Source organism: Prosthecobacter sp. (assembly GCF_014879935.1).
GTDB lineage: Bacteria > Verrucomicrobiota > Verrucomicrobiia > Verrucomicrobiales > Verrucomicrobiaceae > Prosthecobacter.
In genome coordinates, this window is the sequence record NZ_JACSRD010000112.1 from 56704 (window position 1) to 77202 (window position 20499).

Annotated in this window: 15 protein-coding genes; 6 read left to right on the top strand and 9 right to left on the bottom strand. The window is 63.3% G+C overall.

The features are described 5' to 3' along the window. Nucleotides 1–59: 59 nt before the first annotated feature. The 7 genes from IAE77_RS07875 to IAE77_RS07905 all read right to left on the bottom strand — a co-directional run bounded on the left by IAE77_RS07875 (nt 60) and on the right by IAE77_RS07905 (nt 10720). Complete coding sequence (locus IAE77_RS07875; protein ID WP_294224349.1) at nt 60–650, bottom strand: hypothetical protein; 591 nt, start codon at nt 648–650, stop codon at nt 60–62. A 1-nt stretch (nt 651) separates the two neighbouring features. Next, nucleotides 652–3672 carry a hypothetical protein gene (locus tag IAE77_RS07880; RefSeq protein WP_294224352.1) on the bottom strand — a complete coding sequence of 1007 codons (3021 nt, stop codon included), beginning with the start codon at nt 3670–3672 and terminating at the stop codon, nt 652–654. Then, entirely contained in the window at nt 3669–6305 is a 2637-nt protein-coding gene (locus tag IAE77_RS07885) for a hypothetical protein (RefSeq protein WP_294224355.1), read from the bottom strand. Before IAE77_RS07885 ends, IAE77_RS07880 begins: the two co-directional genes overlap by 4 nt. Before the next feature lie 6 nt (nt 6306–6311). After that, the gene (locus tag IAE77_RS07890) at nt 6312–8111 is read right to left on the bottom strand and encodes a hypothetical protein (protein ID WP_294224358.1); all 1800 of its coding nucleotides are present in this window, start codon (nt 8109–8111) and stop codon (nt 6312–6314) included. Between the two features lie 114 nt (nt 8112–8225). Further along, on the bottom strand, nt 8226–9152 hold the full coding sequence (locus IAE77_RS07895) for a hypothetical protein (protein WP_294224360.1): 927 nt from the start codon (nt 9150–9152) through the stop codon (nt 8226–8228). Between the two features lie 2 nt (nt 9153–9154). Beyond that, entirely contained in the window at nt 9155–9832 is a 678-nt protein-coding gene (locus IAE77_RS07900) for an N-acetylmuramoyl-L-alanine amidase (RefSeq protein WP_294224362.1), read from the bottom strand. A gap of 87 nt (nt 9833–9919) precedes the next feature. After that, nucleotides 9920–10720 (bottom strand): carbohydrate kinase family protein, encoded by an 801-nt coding sequence (locus tag IAE77_RS07905; RefSeq protein ID WP_294224369.1) that lies wholly within the window; start codon nt 10718–10720, stop codon nt 9920–9922. Nucleotides 10721–10789: 69 nt separating this feature from the next. On the opposite strand from IAE77_RS07905, the gene IAE77_RS07910 reads away from it, so the two are divergent. The 4 genes from IAE77_RS07910 (at nt 10790) to IAE77_RS07925 (ending at nt 14604) form a co-directional block, all read left to right on the top strand. Then, nucleotides 10790–12190 (top strand): MFS transporter, encoded by a 1401-nt coding sequence (locus IAE77_RS07910; RefSeq protein ID WP_294224372.1) that lies wholly within the window; start codon nt 10790–10792, stop codon nt 12188–12190. 99 nt (nt 12191–12289) lie between these two features. After that, a complete protein-coding gene (locus IAE77_RS07915) occupies nt 12290–12568 on the top strand; it encodes a hypothetical protein (protein ID WP_294224375.1) in 279 nt (92 codons plus the stop codon). 158 nt (nt 12569–12726) lie between these two features. Beyond that, nucleotides 12727–13914: an FG-GAP and VCBS repeat-containing protein gene (locus IAE77_RS07920; protein WP_294224378.1), complete on the top strand. Its 1188-nt coding sequence runs from the start codon at nt 12727–12729 to the stop codon at nt 13912–13914. An 81-nt stretch (nt 13915–13995) separates the two neighbouring features. After that, nucleotides 13996–14604, top strand: coding sequence for a L,D-transpeptidase (locus IAE77_RS07925; protein ID WP_294224380.1), 609 nt, complete (start codon nt 13996–13998; stop codon nt 14602–14604). Nucleotides 14605–14772: 168 nt separating this feature from the next. On the opposite strand, the gene IAE77_RS07930 is transcribed toward IAE77_RS07925, so the two are convergent. Then, nucleotides 14773–15987, bottom strand: a complete 1215-nt coding sequence (locus IAE77_RS07930) for a glycosyltransferase family 4 protein (RefSeq protein WP_294224382.1) — start codon at nt 15985–15987, stop codon at nt 14773–14775. 125 nt (nt 15988–16112) lie between these two features. Here IAE77_RS07930 and IAE77_RS07935 point away from each other — a divergent pair, with 125 nt between their 5' ends. Further along, nucleotides 16113–17429 carry a hypothetical protein gene (locus tag IAE77_RS07935; protein ID WP_294224385.1) on the top strand — a complete coding sequence of 439 codons (1317 nt, stop codon included), beginning with the start codon at nt 16113–16115 and terminating at the stop codon, nt 17427–17429. Here IAE77_RS07935 and IAE77_RS07940 read toward each other — a convergent pair. After that, nucleotides 17410–18111, bottom strand: a complete 702-nt coding sequence (locus IAE77_RS07940) for a hypothetical protein (RefSeq protein WP_294224388.1) — start codon at nt 18109–18111, stop codon at nt 17410–17412. The genes IAE77_RS07935 and IAE77_RS07940 overlap by 20 nt on opposite strands. Before the next feature lie 210 nt (nt 18112–18321). Here IAE77_RS07940 and carB point away from each other — a divergent pair. Further along, nucleotides 18322–20499 (top strand): carbamoyl-phosphate synthase large subunit (carB, locus tag IAE77_RS07945; RefSeq protein WP_294224391.1); only part of this gene is annotated, 2178 nt, incomplete at its 3' end.

A 20499-nucleotide genomic window follows, 5' to 3' on the forward strand; every position in this document is an offset into this window, starting at 1 on the left:
CGCATCCTGCAAACAAACAGGCGGAATCGGCCCGTATTGCAGCGGGACCACGGAAAGCCTCACCGCCCGGAAGCTGAGCGGCCATGAACGGCGGGCGTCGTGAGAACCTTCACGATGGCGAAACTGCCGAACCCGGCGGCAACGATGCTTGCGAGCAGGAGCAGCGCCATGCCGACGTGCCGCCACTCCAGCGCACCGGCACCTGAGCCGCCCTGCGAATGCGACCGCGGGATGTCATCGCGCTCATCGACCGTGGCAGCGCCGCTGTCATTCAGTCCATCCACCGTCGGCAGGCTGCTGGAACGGCGTGAACGCCGCAAGACCGAGCCGCTGACGCGTTGATACTTCGGAATCACGTCCTCCAGCGGCCGGGCACCGCGGCGGAGGGGCATGGGAATGGGAGGACGCGAGTTTTCCCGGCGTTGCGGATCCGGCCATTTCGCGATCTTGGAGGCTTCACGGGCCGCGGCTTTGTCACGCAGGTATTCGGCTTCGAGGAAATCACGCAGCGTCTGCCATTCGCCATCCACCTCGATTTGATGCATGGAATGAATGTCGCCGGATTTCAGCGCCTCCTTGATGGCGGCGAGATCAAGCGGCCCTTTTTTGCTGCCGCGCCACTGAAGCTGGAACTGGGTGCTGTCACTCATGTCAGGGCGTGATGAAGGGTGCGGAAGGGAGACGGCGGCCTGCGGCGTCGGTCTTGGCCATTTCGGTCTGATACTGGCTCAGCAGCCGCCCGCGGTCCACCGGCAGGTAAAACACCGGGCTCAGCGGCAGGGCTCCAGCACCCTTTGCCCGGCCAGCCCCGCTTTTTTCAGATCCGGCTTCCGACAGCAGGAGCGGCCCGCCGCCATCCGCCGTCAGCGTCCAGAGCTCACCGGCAGCACGGGCGGCGTTGTTCAGCACGAGCGATTGATCGACTTCCACATAGCCGCCGTAGCGCAGGCCCACGGTGGCGGCACTGTGCAGCACCGCCCGCCGGGCGGCCGCCTCACGGAAGTAGGCACGCGACTGGCAGCGCTGGAAGAAGGCGGCCAGCGGCGCACCCAGCTTCTCACGCATCGCTGGCAGCAGCCAGTCCTCGCTCTGCAGCGCCAGATCATCCACGATCTGGTTCATCTCACGCAGATCCGCGTCCAGCGACGGGCAGAAATGCAGCCCCCAGGCCGTTTCACGACGGCGGAGGATGTTTTCGAGCCGCTGCATCACGCAGGCCTTCGCCACCGGGCTGGCCACCTGGTCGTGAACGATCATCTCGAACAGCTCCAGCAACGAGATGCGGAAACGCGCTCCATCCGCATCCGTCATGCGGTTCAGCTTGAGAGCCTGGAGAAAGGCGGAGGTCGTGCTGGGCTTCGAATCGAGCACGTCCATGCCCATGAAGCCGCCGTTCGATGCCGCCACACGCACAATGTCACGTTTCACAAAGCTCACGGCTGTGGTGCTTCTTTCCGGCACGAAGAAACGGCCGGACCAGCGGACATTGTCACCGATGGTGCCGCGCGTCAGCGGACCGAAGGACCACCACACGGATTCCCCGCCGCCACGCGAATAGTCCGCCACGCGGTTCTCCCACACCTCGTTCAGGTAAGGATCATCACGCAGCGCCAGCAGCACCTTCACATCCTGCTCCAGAGCCTGCGGTGGCAGCATGCGCGGACCGGAGAGATCCTCCATGACCGCCTTGAGCTGTGTTTCGCTGCCGTTCGTCAGCAGGGCGGCCAGGAATGACTGCTCCGTCGGCAGAATGGCCAGCGCCTTCGTCGCGACCGCCGCCTCGGCAAAGCGGACTTCCTTCCAGCGCTCCAAGGCTTCGCGATAGGTCGGCAAAGCGGCGGCTTCGGCCGTCTGCGCCCGGATCTGGCTGAATTTTGTCAGCTCGTCCTGGAACTGCTCCACCTGCTGCCGCACCGCGAGGATGCGCGTCTCCAGTTCGAAGGGAATCTTGAGCGCATCGACCTCCGGTTTGAGCGCCAGCTCCAGCGGGGCCAGTTTGCGGCTGATCTGCGTGACGTTCTCCGCCGTTTTGGCGACAGGAAGCTCGAAAGACAAGCCCGAGGCGGTCATTGGCTCCACGTCCATCAAGGCCTCCGCCACCTGCGCGGCCGTTTCTCTGGCCGCACGGGCCAGATGGAGGTCAATGCGGGTCCGGAGCGCCATGATCTGGTTTGAAGGCCCTCCGGCAAGATCCTCCGGCAGCGAGCGCACCATCGTCTCCGCGTCCTCCAGTTGCGCCACGAGCTGAGCCGGAGCCAGGCGGCTCGTCTCGCCGGTGAAACTGGACTCCAGCGCATGAAGCGCCTCACGCGCCTGCTTTTCGATGTCGCGTTCCTGGCGTGTCCAGGCGCCGACTTCCTCGATGGTCGATTGCAGATACGGCCAGCGTGTCAGCCAGTCGTCCGCATCGGCCAGCCTGCGGATCATGTCCTCCGCCGGCACGCAGAGCTTGCGTATGCGATAGCCGGCGAGTTCCTCAGAGACGACGTGCGCCTTCCATCCATGGAGAATGACCGCTGTCACGCAGGCCAGCGCCGCCGCGATGGCCGTGGCGGCGGTCAGACGCCGCAACCGCCGTGCACGCCGCATGCCCGCCAGGCGGTTGCGGAGCGACTGTGCAGCGGATTGCATGCGCTTCGCCAGTTCCGGCGGCGGAGGAGAGCGATGGGATTCGATGCCCTTCCACCGCCGCATCAGGGAGCGGTCGATTTCAGCCGCTTCCTCATACGACAGCCCGCCACCGGCATGAAGCTGCATCTCCACCTCATCGAGCGCGGCATCACAATCACGCACCGACTTGTCAAAGCTGCGGCGCTCCAGGTCCGCGCTGCTCTCACGGGCAAAAAACTGCCGCGCCTCCTCCAGCAGCCGCCGCGACTCGTGATCCGGCGCCTCGATCGCGTGCTCATGCACCAGCACGTCCCAGGTTTCCAGATTCTCACCCACGGCCGGCCAGTCGCCGTCGTTCTGCCGCGCGGCCATCTCATCCAGCAGCTCAGGCAGACGTTGTTCCGCCTGCCGTTTCCGCCAGGCGCGGCGGACCGTTTGTCCGGCGGAATAGGCGTCGCAACGTTGCAGCCTGTCAGCGGAGCCGAGCGCCGTGAGCGCCTCCGTGAGGCAGGAGATGCGTTCCTCGTCATCAGTCTTCAGCGCCTCACGAAGCTGGTCGGCCTTTTCCTGGAACTGCTTGTTGTCCAGACGCTGCAGCTCCTTCTTCGCGTTCTCATCGGCCGGATTGAGCTTCAGGATCGTGTGCAGGATCTGCACCGACTTCGCATCGTCGCGGGAGAGCGCCGCGGCGCGGAAATCCTTGTACAGCGGATGATTCGCCGTGATGCCCTTCGTGTAGAGCGCGTCTAGCGCGTGCACCGTCTTCGCGTTCAGTCGCGGTGCCACGGCCAGCCCGTGCTCCTCGCAAAAATCCTGCCAGGGCCTTTCACCGCCGAAACTCAACGCGGCGACGAGATCGAGCAGCGCGGGCTCCTGCTCGGCCACTTGCAGCGCCTGGTAATCGCTGCCCTTCTCCAGCATCGCGGCCGCCGCGTCGAGCCGCTGCACCGCGTCGGCGCAGAACCGGGCGTAATCCTCCGCCACGCGTTCCGCCGACGCGTTCGGACTGCCGCTCTCCAACTGGGAACGCACGGCTTGGACGGTTTGGAGGACGTTTTTCACGGCTTGCTGCGGGTGATGTTGATTCGGCAAAGGCCGCGGACCAGGCCTGTCATCTCCATGAGAAGACAGGGGCCGGCCGGAGGCGGAGTCGTGGGCGACTGCCTGCGCAGGGCCTGTATTTTGTCAGCGATCACAGCCAGCTTCACTTCCTTGTCCGCGATCGCGGCCATGAGCGCGGCCACACGCTGCTGACGGTCCGCCATCCTGGGGCTCAGTGTCTGGATGAACTCGCGATCTTTAAGGATGCCAGTGTTCAGCTCGGTCGCGCCGGCCTCCAGCATGCGCAGTTCGATCATCGCGGCGGACGGCAGGCTGGCGGAGAACACGCTGACGCGCTCGCCATCGATCTGAAGTGAGTAGGCGGGCGCCGCGCCGGATGTTTCCTCGCAGCGGAGCTGGAACTGCGGCGTGGGGGCGTCCACCAGCCGGAGGCGGCGGATCACGCGGCCGATCTCGTCCACGCGCAACTGCTCACCGGCCACCACCAGCGGAACCTCGGGCACCTGGTCAAAGCGCACCAACTCCTGCGCCTTCGAGGACGGTGTGACGATGCGCAGGTCAAACAGCACGCGGCCTTCCGCCCCGCCGCGTGCGATCAGACGGCAGCCCTCCTTCCGCGTGGGAAGCTGCGTCAGCCGCCCTCCTTCAAACACGATTTTTTCACTCGCGCCGACGGACTGGCGGAAAGCGTTGCCGATCAGCCGCCATTCATCGCCCAGCCCGGCCGCACGGGCGGTCACAGCGCCAAACTGCAGTGTCATGCCGTCTTCAACGGGCAATCCCGGCAGACGGGTGAGCGCGGACTCCCACACCGTGTCTTCCCGGATGGCCAGGACGTGAATGAGATGCGTCGCGGCCAGCGCATCCGCATCTGCCGCCGCCGGAGCCGCCCGCCGCACCGTCTCCTGCGGCCGCATGGCCTCCTGCGGCTTGTTTTGCGCCGCGTCGGCGGCCCAGGCGCGCTGCTTTTCACGCAGCAGCGTCTGAAACCACACGGGAGTGGCAGGTTGTCGGGCCAGTGAAAGCATTATCGTCTCAAAGCCTGCAGGAGGCCCATCGTTACCCATCGATTCGAGTTTCATCCAGGCCGCGAGCCACTGCGGCGGCGTGTCTTCACCCAATTCAACCAGCAGACGCTGCCACTCTCCCGCCGTTCCCTGCGGACACCGGTCGCCATGGAGCGCCTCATGCACGCGCTCCTTGAGCTGCTGGAACTCGGAGTGATCCACCGCCGGCTCACGGGTGAAATGCTCCGCAAAGCGCTGCCAGGCGTTTTTTTCATCGGCCCAACGGTTCAACACAGCACGCGCGTCCGCCGGCTCGCGCACATGCCAGTCCCCCGGCATTTTCACGGCCGCCCGTCTGCGCAGCCACTCGGCGTGGGAGTTCAGCAGATCGCTCCAGTCATCCTGCATGCGGTCCGGCGCGTCCACGGTCTGCGCCTGCGCCGGATTCGACAGACTGCGGCGGATCTGCGTGATGCAGGCCTCATGCGCGGCGATCCATGCCTCCGCATCCGGCGTGGTGGAAAGCTGCCGCGTCAGCCACTGCCGCGTGTCTTCCAGTTTGAGGTGATGGGTGCGCCACAAATCGGCGATCCGTCGTTCCAGGCGTGCTTTTCCCTCGGAATGCTGCTGACGCTTGTTGATCTGCCGAAACAAACCGCCGCCTGCGCCGATCACGAGTGCGGCGATGAGGAGCACCTTCAGCCACGGAAAACTGGAACCGCCCGGTGGCGGCGATTCATGCTCGTCAGCCGCCGTGGCGATGACCGTTCGCGATCTGGGCGCAGATCCGGCCCGGGAGGGTGTTTCCGGCCTGCCTGCGGTTGGAACGGAAACCTCGGCCAGAGGCTCGTTCAGCCCGTTTTTTTGACTCAACGGCGGCGGTGGCTCGGGAAGCGAGTCTGGATGCCGCAGATCGAAGAATTCACGCGCCGAAGTCTCCGCCTGCGAAAACATCGGCGACTCCGCAGCGAGGCCTATCCAGCGGAAATCCGCCACGTCGTCACTCGATTCGAGATGAGTGGTGAAAGTCGTCTGCCAGGCCTGCGGCATCATCGCATGCAAGGACTCGCGAAACAGCGCGCGGGCATCCACCGCAGGCGGAATGACGATGTAGCAGCCCCGTTTTGCCACTGCGGGTGAAAGCACGCGCGCATCGTCGCCATTGCCAGTGATCTGCCGCCAGGCGGCGGAACTTTGCGCGGTGAAGGCCGTGAGATCGATCTCCTCGGCGGCTTCGAGAAAGCGCGGCGGCTCCGTCCACGAGGTGCGCCAGGGCAGCGCCATCAAGAGGTCCGCCGGCGTGACGCCGGCGGCGGCCAACGCGCGGACTTCCCGCGTCTCCGCGATGACATGATGCGCGATGTGATTCGTCCGGCCGGTGTAGTCCGAGCCCGCATCCCGGAGGCAGGAGAGGACATGATGCTGCTGGCTGCCGAGGGTGACGATGCGGTGCGTGTAAACGATCCGGCGCGGGTCATGACCGGGCAGCCGTGCGAACTGGCTGAAGCGCTCGATCGTGGTGGCCAGCAGGCCGCTCACCGCCCGATGCCGGGCCACCGTGCCAAATCCTGTCCGTCCTGCCTCCAGCAGGCGGGGAGCACTGGTGTAGATGAGCTGCCAGGCCATCGAAGATCAGGTCGTGGGTTCACATGGCACAATATCCGGGGAGATTTGCGACAGAACCCATAACGTGGGCGCATCGACATGGCGAGGATCGATTTTCTTCGGATCAGGGCCGATTCGCACATGACCTTCACCGTCCTTGAACTCGACCGGCGAGCAACCGAGCGGGCTGACGGCGAAATAGCACACATTCGAGGAGATGACCTCCGCGTTCGCCACGATGGCGGGGCAGACTTCGAGCAGGAGGCTGCGGATGCGTTTGGAATTCGCGGCAATGTTGGCCTGCGACACCGTGCCATCGACCGTGGCGGGCAGCAGCGGCTCCCTGCCGAGCATCAAGCTCCAGGTGTCGCATTTTCCGACCATGACGGCGAGCGGCGTGGCCACACGCTCACGCGAGTCGAGCCCGAGGAGGCTTTTGATGCGCACCTCCGTCTCCGCCAGGATCACATCCTGATGATCCAGGCGGTGGCTGTTGAGCTGCGGGTCCTTCACATCGTTCAGCCGGCGGCGGAACTCCGTGTTGTGCAGCGGATCGAAGAGGAAAAAGATGCCGGAGGCCACCGCGATGTGCTGCGCGCCGGGTGAGTCGGCGCTGTTGCTCGTCGGCTCGAAATGTTCGCCCGCATTGTCGTAAAACACGACGGAGAAGCCGCTGTCCGGCGCCTGCGGATGCGAAAGCCGGAAGATGAACGGCTTCGGCAGCCGCACTTTCCGGCCCTGGCGCGGCAGGGTCTCGTAAAGAGCGCCTTCGAGCTCGGTCTTCGCCAGGAAGGCCTCCTGCGGCGTGGACGCGGAGAACAACTGCGACTTCATCTGCGTGAGGATGACGTTGTCGGAAGGATCGGCGTCGCGGAAGGTGATGCCGAACTTCTGGAACAACGAGTTTTGCAGCACCTTCACCAGCACGCTGAGGTAGTAAGACTTCCCGGATGATGGAGCGCCGACGATCGAGAACACGTGATGCGGCAGATCGAGGAAGCCGGTGGGAAGCTTGCGCCGGCAGTGCGGGCAGGCGAGATCGCCTGCGGCCACGCCCATGGCATCGAGCGCCTGGCCGCGGTCATTGAAGCGCGTGGCATGGAAGCGCTGCATGTGATTCTCGCCCAGCAACGGATCACCACGCAAACTTGCATGCACGGCGATGTTCATGACGTCGCCCCGGTCGAACTTGAACCAGCACACCGGGCAGGTGAACTCGCCATACTCGCTGTTGATGGCCTGCGATTCATGCAGCGACGGCAGCAGTCCTCCGTGACCGTCGCCTCCGCCATCCTGCGGTTCGAGATCGAGAGCCTCCTTCGCATCACGCATGAAGAATCCCATCTCATCGAGCCCGGACGGCAGCAGCACGAGGCGTGACCAGTCGTCCTCCGTCATCGCATTCACATACGAGCGCACGCCACGCGTGTCGAAGGGGCCGTTCCAAAGCAGCGTGTTGCGGTCGTAGATGTTCCAGGCGGGAGCGACGGCAGTCTCCTGCCAGGATTGGGCGGCGTCATCCATGTGTCTGAAGGCCAGCATCTGGCCGTGGCACACGAACGAGTGCTCCTGCCCCGGACGCGAGCTGAACGAGTCCGCGGCGACACCATCGATGATGGCTTTCGAGCTCGCGTTGAACCGCACATCATGAACGCCGCCGTTGGTGGTGATGATGCACAGCACGGGCGGGCACGACTGCGGATCGAGTCGAAAATCCGCGGCGGCATTCGAGCCCACCACGAAGGGCGTCTTGTTCACCACTGCCCGCTTCCCGCTGACGCAATCAAGAATGCAGAGCCGATATTCCGTCTTTGGCCTGGTAGTCATTGCGGCAACGCTGCGGCAACGAAACATCGAATCAAGAAGTAACTTCCACGCGGACGAATTACTTGTTTGTAAAAGGTGAAACGGCTTTCACGACACAGGGTTACGCGCGTTTCATCAACGCGTGACACGCACCAGCGGCGTCGGCAGACGCTCGCTGGTGAACCAGATCGTCCGGCTGTCCGCGTCATAGCACACACCCTCCACCTGCGGATACAGTTCCGGCTCGACGCGCACGGGCGGTGAGCTCAACGCCTTCTCCAGCAGCACCCCTTGCGGCAGCTCCCATTCGTACAGACTGCTGTAAGTGGACACGACCATGCGCAGGCCGTCAGGCGAGAAACAGGCACTGGTGGTCATGCAGTTGTCATGCGGCCGCTTGCCCACACGCACCACGGCCGGGAACCGCAGATCGATGATCTTGATGAGCGTCATGCTTTTGTCCGCCTCCAGCTTTTCAGGAAAGGCATACAGCGCGCACCTGCCATCATCACTCTTGGTCAGGATGTGCAGACGGCCGGTCTGTGGATGCACCAGCAGGCTTTCGGCGTTGTGTTTGCCGTCAGGATAATTCGCGCGCCAGATCTTCGGAACGCTGCTGCTGGTCTCATCGACCGGTTTGCCGGCAGCGACGATTTCAGGCTCGGGGATCTCGTAAACCTGGATGGAGGCGCGCATGTGAAAGTTGTCGCCGATGTCCGCGACGAACAGAAGCGGACTGCCGGCCTCGTCCTTGCCCAGAGCGAGGTCTTCCCAGTCGAAGTTCGCGGCATCACGCACGCGCACCTTCGCGCGGGTGGCGCCTTTGTGGTCGATGGCAAACACACAGGGCTCGCCGCCGGAGTCATTCAGCGTCCAGAAGATGCCAGCATGGCGGCCGCTGCGGCAAAGGCCGGAGCTTTCCTTGATGCGCTTGTCGCTGAAGACGGCGACGCGCTCGGTCGTGCTCGGCACCGGCTTCTCCGGCCAGGCGGCATCCGTTTGACCCTGCACGGCCGCCGCGAAGGCCCACGCGGCCACGATCTGGATCAGCGCACGCTTCATGCTCATCCCAAAGGTGTCGCCTGGCCCGGAAGCATGCGGCTGTGGTGGAAGTTGACCCGGTTGAGGAACCAGCGCCACGTGTGGCCGGGTCTGCCGTTCTCCAGGAGGAAGTGCGGGCAGTCCTTGTGCGCCGGATTCAGCCCCTTCCGCGGCCAATGATAATGCGGCACGACGTGATCGAGCGGGATGTTGTAAGCACGCATCAGATAGGCCGCGAGACGCGCCGTGCGGTCGATCGTCTGGCCGAGGTTGTTCCCGCTGTGCTCGCACATCTCGATGCCGATGCTGTAGTTGTTTCCCGGCCCGTCGAAGTCGGCATGCTCGCCCTGCTCGCGGCATGGCAGGTGCTGGATGGCCACATTGTCCTGCACGGTGAAATGCCAGGTGAGAAAGCCGATGCGGTTGCCGCCTTTGCGCCGCGGTGCACGCAGCGCTCCGCGCTTCAAGGCCAGCGCGTGCTGGTAGGCATTCCCAGTGTAGTTCTGGGTGCTGTGGATCGTGATGTAGCGCGGCGTCATCCGCCGGTAGTAGCGGCGGCCGACCGTTCCGGACGGGATCAGATCCAGTTTCACACGTGTCTCGGCCAGGAGCTGGTCCGGCGTCATGGCCCCCGGTGGCACTGGAAAGAACTGCGATTCCCAGCGGGAGATGCGCGAGCCGTCATAGGTGGCGCAGGCCACGACAATGAATGCGAGAGAAAGCGGAAGGAAAAAAGCTGCGTTTCGGCGCATGCGGTTCTTTACGTTTTGGAGGTGAAAGTTCAAGGTTCATCGTGGCCAGCCGGATTTTAAGACGTGCCTTCCGCCAAGTCCTTCCGCATTTTTTGCCGCCAGCCATGCCGCATGCTCCGCGCAGCGCTCCAGCGGCCAGCGGGAGATCCAGCCGTGCAGGAACGCGCCGTGAAACACATCCCCGCAGCCCGTGGTGTCCACCAGCGGCTCCGCTTTGAACGCAGGCTGGTGAAAATGAACGCCCTCAGGCGTCCACACATGGCTTCCGGCTGTCCCTTCGGTGATCACGAGCAATCTCGCGGGTGATTTGAGCAGGATCGCGGCCATTTCGGCCCGTTCGCTCCTCCCGGAGGCCTTTTCCGCGAAATCACGCGACACGATGCGGAGGTGACTGGCCTCGAACAGATCGCGGATCGACTCGCGGAACCGTCCCGCGCCGCCATCGAAGGAGATTTCGACGTTTTGCGCCTGCGCGGCGCGAATCGCGTCACGACAGGTGTTTTCATGACGGCCGTTGATGTGCAGCAAACGGGCGCCATCAAGACAGCGCGGGTCAAAAACCGGTTCCGGTGACGTCGCGGGCATGAAAACGATCTGACGCGCCCCGTCCCGCTGGCGGACCAGGATCACCGCCCGCGCCGGTTCACCATCCACAAGGATGCAATCGTGGACATGCGCCTGCAAAACGGCCAGCGCCGTGGCCACCGGACCGCCACGATCCTCCGCATGTGCGGCGGCCTCCGCCACACGCTCATCCGCGGAGAATTCCGGCACGATGAAAAACTCGTCGCGCGTCTCCGCGCCGATGCCGATCACCTTGAAAGAACCGTGGGCCATGTGGCGGCATGATTCCCGCGATTTCGCGATTGTCATCTTCCTCCGAGTCATTCAACATCCGCGCTTCTCATGAGCACCCCGACCTCTCCCGACGCCTCCCTGCCCTGGTACAAGCAACTCAACGCTTACCACTGGTTCGTCTTCTTTGTCGCCTCCGCCGCGTGGTGCTTTGACTGCCTCGATCAGCAGCTCTTCATCCTCGCTCGTGACAATGCGCTCAAAGCGCTCGACCCGGCGGGCGACCAGGCAAAACTTAGCGGCATGGCGATGGCGGTGTTCGTGGCTGGTTGGGCCACCGGCGGCCTGATTTTTGGTGCGGTGGGAGACCGCATTGGCCGTGCGAAGACGCTCGCCTTCACCGTGCTCATCTACTCGGTTTTCACCGGTCTGTCCTCCTTCGCTGCCAACGCGGAACAGTTCATGATCTACCGCGCTCTCACCGGCCTCGGCGTCGGTGGTGTGTTCGGCCTCGCCGTGGCCTTGGTGGCTGATTCCCTGCCTGACACGGCCCGTGCAAAGGCGCTCGGCATGCTGCAAGCGCTCTCTGCCGTTGGAAACGTCACCGCCGGGCTCTGCGCCATGGCTGTGTCGAACATCGACCCCACTGTTTCCTGGAAGTACCTCTTCTGGATCGGCTCAGCCCCCGCCTTCCTGTGCATTTTCATCATGATCCGCCTGAAGGAGCCCGAAAAGTGGGTCGCAGCCAAGGCGGCCAGCCAGACGGACAAATCAAAGGCCATGGGTTCCTACCTCAGCCTCTTTGGCGACGCACGCTGGCGCAAACCGGCGCTCTTCGGCATGCTGCTGTGCGTTTCCGCAGTCATCGGCCTTTGGGGCATCGGCTTCTTCAGCAACAAACTGACCGCCCCGGCCATCGCCGCTTCGCTCGCCGCACAAAATCTCCCGCCAGAGCAGGTGGGTCCGGCGAAACAGTGGTGGGCCGCCGCGAATCTCATCGTGCAGAACATCGGCGCCTTCTTCGGCATGATCGCCTTCAGCAAGGCCGCCTCCCGCTTCGGCCGCAAGCCGGTATTCGCCGTGGCTTTCATCGCCGCCATGGCTTCCACGGTGCTCTTCTATCAGAACTTCAAGACCACCTCTGACATCTGGATGAGCTTCGTGATGGGCTTCTGCCAGCTCTCGCTCTTCGCCGGCTTCGCCATCTATCTGCCGGAATTGTTCCCCACACGCCTGCGCAGCACCGGCACCAGTTTCTGTTACAACGTGGGCCGTTTCATCGCTGCCAGCGGTCCGATCACTCTCGGAGTGCTTGCGTCCAATCTGGCGAAAGACGCCAAGGCCGTTCTTCCCGCGATTCCGGAGGAAGCCGCGCGCAAAGCTGCTGAAGCCGCCGCCGAACTGGCCGCCTTCCGCAGCGCTGGCACCTGGATGAGCCTGATCTTTGTCCTCGGCCTCATCGCTTTGATCTTCCTGCCGGAAACCAAAGACCGTCCGTTGCCGGAAGACTGACCGGCTGCGCCGGATGGACGAAAGCCGAATGACGAATGCCGGATGCCGGATGGCTTCGTCATTCGTTCGTCCTTCGACCTCCCACCTCGTCATTGCGCCATGTCTCCCGCCGACCTGATCGCCCTCAAAGACCCTTCCTCGCTCACGCCCGAGGCGCAGGCCCTGTGGCAGATCAAAAACGGCTCCTGGGACGCCGCGCACAACATCGCGCAGGACATCCACACGAAGATGGGCTCGTGGATTCACGCGCTGCTGCATGTGATCGAGGGCGACCAGTGGAACGCCGACTACTGGTTCTCCAAAGCAGGCAGACCCTCGCACGGCCCGAAGGAGATCGACAAACTTTGGGACGAGATCGCCGCAGTGGTGACGAAGTGAGGAGTGTGCCCTTTTTTGCCGACAGGGTGATTGACCTCCGGGAACCGGAAACGGTAGTCTGACCGCTCGTGACACCGGTTTGACCTGTGCCGCCGCTGCAGCGGCGGCAAGGCCTTGAACGGGTGCCGCGTTGGTATCGCCCCCTTCTCCTCCCACCCATGAAACTCCCTTCCTTTGTCGCGTTTTTCGCCATCGCCGCCGGTCTGCAGGCGCAGATGCCTGATTTCAAAGCCCAGCAGATCGATGACGCGGTCGGCATTGGCTACGGGCTGGCCGTGGCGGACGTGAATGGCGACCAACGCACGGACATCCTGCTGGCCGACAGCAATGTGATCGTCTGGTATGAGAACCCGACGTGGACGAAGCACGTCATCGCCGAAAAGCTCACCGAAAAGGATCACGTGTGCATCGCGGCCCGCGACATCAATGGCGATGGCAAGTGCGAGATCGCCGTGGGGGCGGAATGGAACCCCGGCGACACCGTGGGCAGCGGCGCGGTGTTCTATATGATCCCGCCGGCGGATCGCACGCAAAAATGGGAGCCGGTGAAGCTCACGCACGAGCCGGTGACGCACCGCATGAAGTGGGTGCGCAATCGTGGCGGACGTTATGATCTCGTCGTGGTGCCGCTCCACGGCCGTGGCAATGACAAGAATGGCGAAGGAGACGGCGTGCGCGTGCTGGCCTACCACATGCCGGATGATCCGCGCAAGGAATGGAACACCACGCTGGTGCAGGGCACGATGCACAAGACGCACAACCTCGACATCATCCCCGCTCCCGCCGGCGAGGCGGAAAGCCTGCTGCTGTGCGGCCGCGAAGGCGTGGTGCGCCTGGATCCCACCGACAATGGCTGGAAGGAGCAGTGGATCGCGAAGCATCCGAAGGACAATCCAGAGTTGCAAGGCGCGGGCGAGGTGCGCTATGGCGCCTTCGCGGGCGGACAGCCCTATGTGGTGACCATTGAGCCGATGCATGGCGACAAACTGGTGCTCTACACCCCGCCTCCGGACGGCCCGAAAAACGGCACCTGGCAGCGCCACATCCTCACGAGCGAGCTCGTGGACGGCCACGCCATCGCCACGCATGACCTTCTCGGTTTGAACAACCGCCAGATCGTGGTCGGCTGGCGTGCGCAGCAGAAGATCGGCAAGGTGGCCGTGAAACTGTTCTGGACGACCAAGGAGGACGGCAATGGCTGGCAAAACGCCTTCATCGACGATGGCGGCATGGCCTGCGAGGACGCCGTGTGCGCGGATTTGGACGGTGATCGCAAACTGGAGGTGATTGCAGCGGGCCGTCGCAGCAAGAATCTCAAGATTTATTGGAATCAGCGAAGCCAGTGAAATGGAAACATGACTAATGGCTCTAGCTGCTCGGTTGCGTAGGCGTGGGATGTGCTTCAAAACTTCGGAAACTTTCTCCGAATGAATACCCTCCGTCTCCTTACCGCCGTCGCTGGTGTTTCGTTGCTCTGCCAGTGTGAGTTGCCGCGCCTGCCTTTGCTCACCTCCCGCTATGAGGTGGTCAGACGCCCGCTGTTGGTAATGCCAACAACGGCCTCGCAGTCACCGATGTATGTCTGGCACGGCAGCGGCACCCCCGGGCCGCTCAGCGTGAACATCGATCTGAGCGAGCAGAAGGCTTATCTCTTCAAAAACGGCCAGAATGTCGGCTGGACCTACGTCGCGACGGGCCGGAGCGGGTTCGCGACGCCTACGGGCACCTTCCGCATCATGGAAAAAATCGCGAACAAGCGCTCCAACCGCTACGGCATGATCGTGGACAGAAATGGCAACGTCGTGAACAGCAACGCGACCGCAGGTGTGTCACGGGTTCCCGCCGGCTGCCACTACGTCGGCGCTCCCATGCCTTACTGGATGCGAATCACCGGCTACGGCGTCGGCATGCATGCCGGCCCGATCCCGAACCCCGGCTCCCCGGCCTCCCACGGCTGCATCCGCCTGCCACGTCACATGGCGGAGACGATTTTCGAGCATGCCCAGGTCGGCGGTCGCGTGACGATCATGCATTGAGGCTGGGATTCGCCGCGAGCCCCTCCCGGCAAACGCAGGCCGACAGAAACAAAGGGGCAGAAAAAGGCGGTTGGCTGTCAGCCTGTCCGGAAGGCGTGAGAATGGCATCAGGCCATAGCCGCATCGATATTGCGTGAGACTGACGCGTTCTGACGCTCCGCACCCAGCCTACGAGTGCACTGCGGAAGCAAGAATCTCCTCGAACTGCTGCAGCCAGTTCTGTGTGTCCGCGTTGGCGAGCAGCCAGTCACGCCCTGCACGACCAAGCACCAGCCGGCTGGTGGGCGGCGTGGCCTCCAGCTCGAGCACGTCACGCACGAGGTTCGCCACATCGCCGGGCTCGTGCTGCAGGCCGGTGACACCGTGCCGCACGATCTCCGCCAGGCCGCCGGTTCTGGCGGCCAGCACAGGCTTTGAGTAATCATACGCCTCGTAAACCACGAGACCGAGCGGCTCCCACCAGGTGGAGGGCACGATCATCGCGCGACAGCGCCGCACCGCCTCCCGTTTCGTCTCCCCGCCGATCTGGCCGAGAAAGCCGATGTACGGATTCGTGCGCACACGCATCTGCACCGCGTTGGCCAGCGGGCCATCGCCCGCGATGTGCAGCAGCGGCGTTTTCTGCCCAAGCTGCGCCCGCAGCGCATCCCAGGCGTCCAGCAGCGGGATCACGCCCTTCGTTTCCGTCAGGCGGCCGAGAAACAGATAATAGCCAGCGTCTTCCGAGGGCGGCAATTGCGCCTGCGGGTTCCATGAATGCCGCAGCACATGCACGCGCGACTCCGGCAGCGCCCCGGCAGCCACCAGTTTCTCCTTCATGAAAGCGGAGGGAGTGATCCACGCCTTCACGCTGTTCATCCATCCGCTGGCACGCAAAGCCTTCAGCAGCACGGCGAAGACCGCGCTCTTCAGCGCGGAGTCCTGCCATGTGCCGGCCAGGACCTCCTCCAAATGGCCGCCATACAGGCCGTCAGGTGTCAGCTTGCCATTCGCATACAGCGCACCGCCCACGGAGAAAGGCCGCCAGTTGTGCAGGAACTGCACCACCGGCAGCTTCCGCCGCAGAGCGGCCTGATACAGCGATGGAGAGCCGACGGGATGAATGTTGTGAAACACCGCCGCGCCCGCGCCGCTGGTGTGCAGGCCGGATTCGAACCGGTGCCGTGCGTCCGCGTTGTAAAACATGCGGGCCGCCTGTTTCAGGGCGGAAGGCGCGTCCGGCCCGGCCCATTCAGCGCTTTCAAACCGGCACCAGGTCATGTCGTGCCGGGTGGAGAGGTCGGCATGGATCTTGTCCACGATCAACTCCTCGCCGCCGTGCTGGAGGTAGCGGTTGAAGACGTGAAGAAGAGCGTGTGGTGTGCTGGGGGAAGCGGGGACCATCGGAAATCGGAGCAGAAGCACGCTGCACCACCTGTCAGACAGGCAGACCCAGGCGCTTGGGCATTCTGCCATGAAATGCACAGCCGTCTTGCCTAATTTCCGGCGACATGATATTCACCCCGTCCATGAAGTCCCTCCCCTGCCTCTTCATCGTGCTCGCCGCCGTCCACGCCGCCGGACAGGATGGCGATTTCCGGCCGTGGAAGGACACGCAGGGCCGCATCATCCAGGCCGCGTTCGTCAGCGCCACGCCGGACAGTGTCACCGTCCGCATGGCGGACGGAAAGGAGCACCAGATCGCCCTCGTCAGGCTCAGCGCTGACGATCAGGCCTTTGTGCGAGGCAAGGCGGCCGCTCCGACGGCTCCGGCAGCCAAAACAGCTCCCGCTGCGGCAGCGACTGCGCCTGCGTCGCCTGACCGTCTGCCCATTGAGAAGCGCACCTGGCCCGAAAACGTCGTCGTGCCCACGAAGTCGATCGAAATCGAGGTGGTCGAGGAAAACCCTGTCGCACGGAAGTGCGTCTATCGCTCGGAGGGCTTCGAGTTCACCTCGCAGGCGAAACTGGCCGGCAGCGTGATGAAGGAGGTCGCCCGCACCTTTGAGGCCACCAAAACCCTCGTCGCATCCCTTCCCTGGGGCGTCGTCTGCCGCCCGCCGGAGGGCTTTGAGCGCTACCAGGCCGCTCTCTACGAGACGCGGAACGACTATGTCGCCGCTGGTGGCCCGCCGAACTCCGGCGGCGTTTACATGGGCGGGGACAAGGTCTTCCGCGTCCCTTTTCAGAGCATCGGTCTCAAGATGCTCGGCAAAACCTACGCCAAGGACGCCGACTACGACGGCGGCACCCTCATCCACGAGATCACCCATCAGGTGATGGACGACTACCTGCGCTTCCTGCCCACCTGGGTGGTCGAAGGCACCGCCGAATACACCGAAATGCTGCCCTACAACGCGGGCAAATTCCGCGCCGAGGCCCACAAGACCAGCATCCGCGACCACATCCAGGAGATGCAGAAACGCGGCTATGCCGTGGACATCGGCAACCTGGAGACGCACATGACCATGAACAACGACGCGTGGCACGGCATCGCCGACACCTCGAACAAAAACATGGGCCAGCTCTACTTCCGCTCCGCCTTGCTCGTCTATTACTTCTGCCATCTCGACGGCGACAAGAAAGGCACGCGCTTCATCAAGTTCATGGACGCCGTTTATGGCGAGGTGGAGGCCCTGCGGGCCTTCTTCCGCGATCCCCGCGTGAAACGCTTCCCCGACGGACGCTTCCAGTATCCCACCAGCTTCCCGCCGCCGGACATGAAGCAGGAAACGGCCCCCTTCAAACACCTGCCCATCCTGCTCGGCGAGCGCACCTATTCACAAATCGCCCAGGACATCACCGCCGCCTACAAGGAGATCGGCGTCAAGGTTTCGGTGAACTGAGCGCCGCCACCTGCGCATTCACTTGGGCCTCGTCGAGTCCTCCACGGACCAGCATGGCGTCAAACCGGCTGAAATCCTGTGTCAGCACGCACACGGCGTAAGCGCGGGATTCGACCGTGGGAGAGCGCAGAGCATCCTGAAAGATCGGGCGCACGCAGGGGTCCGTCTGATCCATCAAAAGCGCCGCGTAGGCGTCCTTCACGCCCCAGGAGAGTTCGGAGCGCCATTCGGCGGCGATTTGGGCAACGAGGCCAGGGGTTAAAACATCCCGCAGACCTTCGATCGCCTCAAAATCCTGGGCTGCGAGGGCCTGCCGGATTCTTTCCAGCGCTCCGGCTGGCGGCTCTTTCACCGGCGAAGATGCAGGCGGAGGAGAAACTGGGGCAGAGGCCGGACGGCGGGCCAAAATCTCCTCCGGGGTGAAGACACGCCCGCGCAGCCGTTCTTCGGTGGCCACCAGCAGCAGCCACTCACAGCCGCAGGCGCGCAAGTGAGGCTCCCACCTCGATTCCGTGGCCTGGCGCAGGGTGAAACCATTCCCGATCGACTGCGGTCCGGAGCGTTCTCCGAGCGAGATCGGTGTGGCGGGATGATCCAGGTGCAGATGCACGTCGAGCAGCGTGGTTTTGGCGCGATCCTGCGGCAGGTGGCCGAATCCGAGCGCGAGAGTCGTGGCGGGCATTTTTTTCGGGGATTGAGCCGATTTTCCAGAAGGAATGCCATCAAATCAACCCCTGCATTTGACGCACCGCATCGACTGTGCAAGATGCCGCGCTTTCCGGCCCCGCATACGCGCAACTCCTCACCGAGCCGGTCCCGAAAGCGCCTAAATCATACGCTTTCCCTCCGACATTCGTCATTCCTCATTCTGGTTTCGTCATTTTCTACCCCCATGCCCAAAGACACCTCCATCAAACGCATTCTCGTCATCGGTTCCGGCCCCATCGTCATCGGCCAGGGCTGTGAGTTCGACTACTCCGGCGTCCAGGCCTGCAAGGCCCTGCGCGAGGAAGGCTACCAGGTGGTGCTCATCAATTCCAATCCGGCCACCATCATGACGGACCCGGAGTTCGCGGACCGCACCTACATCGAGCCGATCAATCCCGAGATCGTCGAGAAGATCATCATCGCCGAAAAGCCCGACGCGCTGCTGCCCACGCTCGGCGGCCAGACGGCGCTGAACTGCGCCATGTCGCTATGGAACTCCGGCACGCTGACGAAGCATGGCGTGCGCATGATCGGCGCGAACGCCGAGGCCATCGAGAAGGGCGAGGACCGCCTCAAGTTCAAGGAAGCCATGCTCAAGATCGGCCTCGACCTGCCGCAATCCGGCGTGGCGCACACGATGGATGAGGCGCGCAAGATCGCCGACGAGATCGGCACCATGCCGCTCATCATCCGCCCGGCCTACACGCTCGGCGGCACCGGCGGCGGCATCGCTTACAACCGCGAGGAGTTTGAATCGATCACAGCACGCGGCCTCGATCTCTCGCCGGTGAGCGAGGTGCTCATCGAGGAGTCGTTGCTCGGGTGGAAGGAGTTCGAGATGGAGGTCATTCGCGACAAGGCGGACAACTGCGTCATCATCTGCTCCATCGAGAACCTCGACCCCATGGGCGTGCACACCGGCGACTCGATCACCGTGGCACCGATCCAGACGCTGACGGATCGCGAGTATCAAATCATGCGCGACTTCTCCTTCGCGTGCATCCGCGAGATCGGCGTGGAGACGGGCGGGTCAAACATCCAGTTCGCCGTGCATCCGGACACGGGCCGCATGATCGTCATCGAGATGAATCCGCGTGTGAGCCGCAGCTCAGCGCTCGCTTCGAAGGCCACCGGCTTTCCGATTGCGAAGATCGCCGCGAAGCTCGCGGTCGGTTACACGCTCGATGAGCTCAAAAATGACATCACGCGTCACACGCCGGCCGCCTTTGAGCCGACCATCGACTACGTGGTGACGAAGATCCCGCGTTTCACCTTCGAGAAGTTCCCCGGCGCGAACGAAGTGCTCACCACGCAGATGAAATCCGTCGGCGAGGTCATGGCCATCGGCCGCACGTTCAAGGAGAGCCTGCAAAAGGCCCTGCGCGGCCTGGAGATCAAGCGCTTCGGCCTCATCGGCGACGGCGCGGACAAGCAGATCGAAGACGAGGAGCTCGAAACCAAGCTCAGCGTGCCAAACGCCGAACGCATCTTCTGGCTCGGCGCGGCCTTCGCGAAGGGCTGGGACGTGGAGAAGGTGTTTGCGCTGACCAAGATTGACCGGTGGTTCTTGCGGCAGATTGAGGAGATTGTGACTGAGTCTTCTTCAATGGCAGATCGGCATCTTGCACACGACGACAATCCTGACTGGGGAATTAGTGCCAATACGTTAGCTCATTCTCTGGCCACGATGACGAAGGGTGGAGCGTTGGATAGCGAAGGGCATCCTTACTTTAAGCTCGTTAGCATGCTCAAACGTGCGAAAAAACTTGGGTTCTCGGATGTTCAGATTGCTAAAAGCCTCGGCCCCTGCACGCCGTCTGAAATCCGCAAAGTTAGAAAAATCTGTGGCATCATCCCCACCTACCGCCTTGTGGACACCTGCGCGGCGGAGTTCGAGGCTTACACGCCTTACTACTACAGCACCTACGGCATCGAGGACGAGGTGCGCGATGGCGACAAGAAAAAGGTCATCATCCTCGGCGGCGGCCCGAACCGCATCGGCCAGGGCATCGAGTTCGACTACTGCTGCGTCCATGCCAGCTTCGCCCTGCGCGAGCTCGGCTTTGAGACCATCATGGTCAATTCCAACCCCGAGACCGTCTCCACCGACTACGACACCTCCGATAAACTCTACTTTGAGCCTTTGACCCTCGAAGACGTGCTCAACATCTACGAGCGCGAAAACCGCAACGACCAGGTGCTCGGCGTCATCGTCCAGTTCGGCGGCCAGACGCCGCTCAACCTCGCCAAAGGCCTCGAAGAAAACGGCGTCCGCATCATCGGCACCTCGCCGAAGAGCATCGAACTCGCCGAAGACCGCAAACTCTTCGCCAAGCTGCTCGACGATCTCGGTTTGAACCAG

Excerpts from the sequence above, each read along its gene's own strand:
- IAE77_RS07890 (WP_294224358.1), bottom strand. The coding sequence starts at position 8,111 with ATGACTACCAGGCCAAAGACGGAATATCGGCTCTGCATTCTTGATTGC.
- IAE77_RS07895 (WP_294224360.1), bottom strand. The coding sequence starts at position 9,152 with ATGAAGCGTGCGCTGATCCAGATCGTGGCCGCGTGGGCCTTCGCGGCG.
- IAE77_RS07930 (WP_294224382.1), bottom strand. The coding sequence starts at position 15,987 with ATGGTCCCCGCTTCCCCCAGCACACCACACGCTCTTCTTCACGTCTTC.
- IAE77_RS07920 (WP_294224378.1), top strand. The coding sequence starts at position 12,727 with ATGAAACTCCCTTCCTTTGTCGCGTTTTTCGCCATCGCCGCCGGTCTG.
- IAE77_RS07935 (WP_294224385.1), top strand. The coding sequence starts at position 16,113 with ATGAAGTCCCTCCCCTGCCTCTTCATCGTGCTCGCCGCCGTCCACGCC.
- IAE77_RS07905 (WP_294224369.1), bottom strand. The coding sequence starts at position 10,720 with ATGGCCCACGGTTCTTTCAAGGTGATCGGCATCGGCGCGGAGACGCGC.
- IAE77_RS07915 (WP_294224375.1), top strand. The coding sequence starts at position 12,290 with ATGTCTCCCGCCGACCTGATCGCCCTCAAAGACCCTTCCTCGCTCACG.
- IAE77_RS07910 (WP_294224372.1), top strand. The coding sequence starts at position 10,790 with ATGAGCACCCCGACCTCTCCCGACGCCTCCCTGCCCTGGTACAAGCAA.
- IAE77_RS07940 (WP_294224388.1), bottom strand. The coding sequence starts at position 18,111 with ATGCCCGCCACGACTCTCGCGCTCGGATTCGGCCACCTGCCGCAGGAT.
- IAE77_RS07875 (WP_294224349.1), bottom strand. The coding sequence starts at position 650 with ATGAGTGACAGCACCCAGTTCCAGCTTCAGTGGCGCGGCAGCAAAAAA.
- IAE77_RS07885 (WP_294224355.1), bottom strand. The coding sequence starts at position 6,305 with ATGGCCTGGCAGCTCATCTACACCAGTGCTCCCCGCCTGCTGGAGGCA.
- IAE77_RS07925 (WP_294224380.1), top strand. The coding sequence starts at position 13,996 with ATGAATACCCTCCGTCTCCTTACCGCCGTCGCTGGTGTTTCGTTGCTC.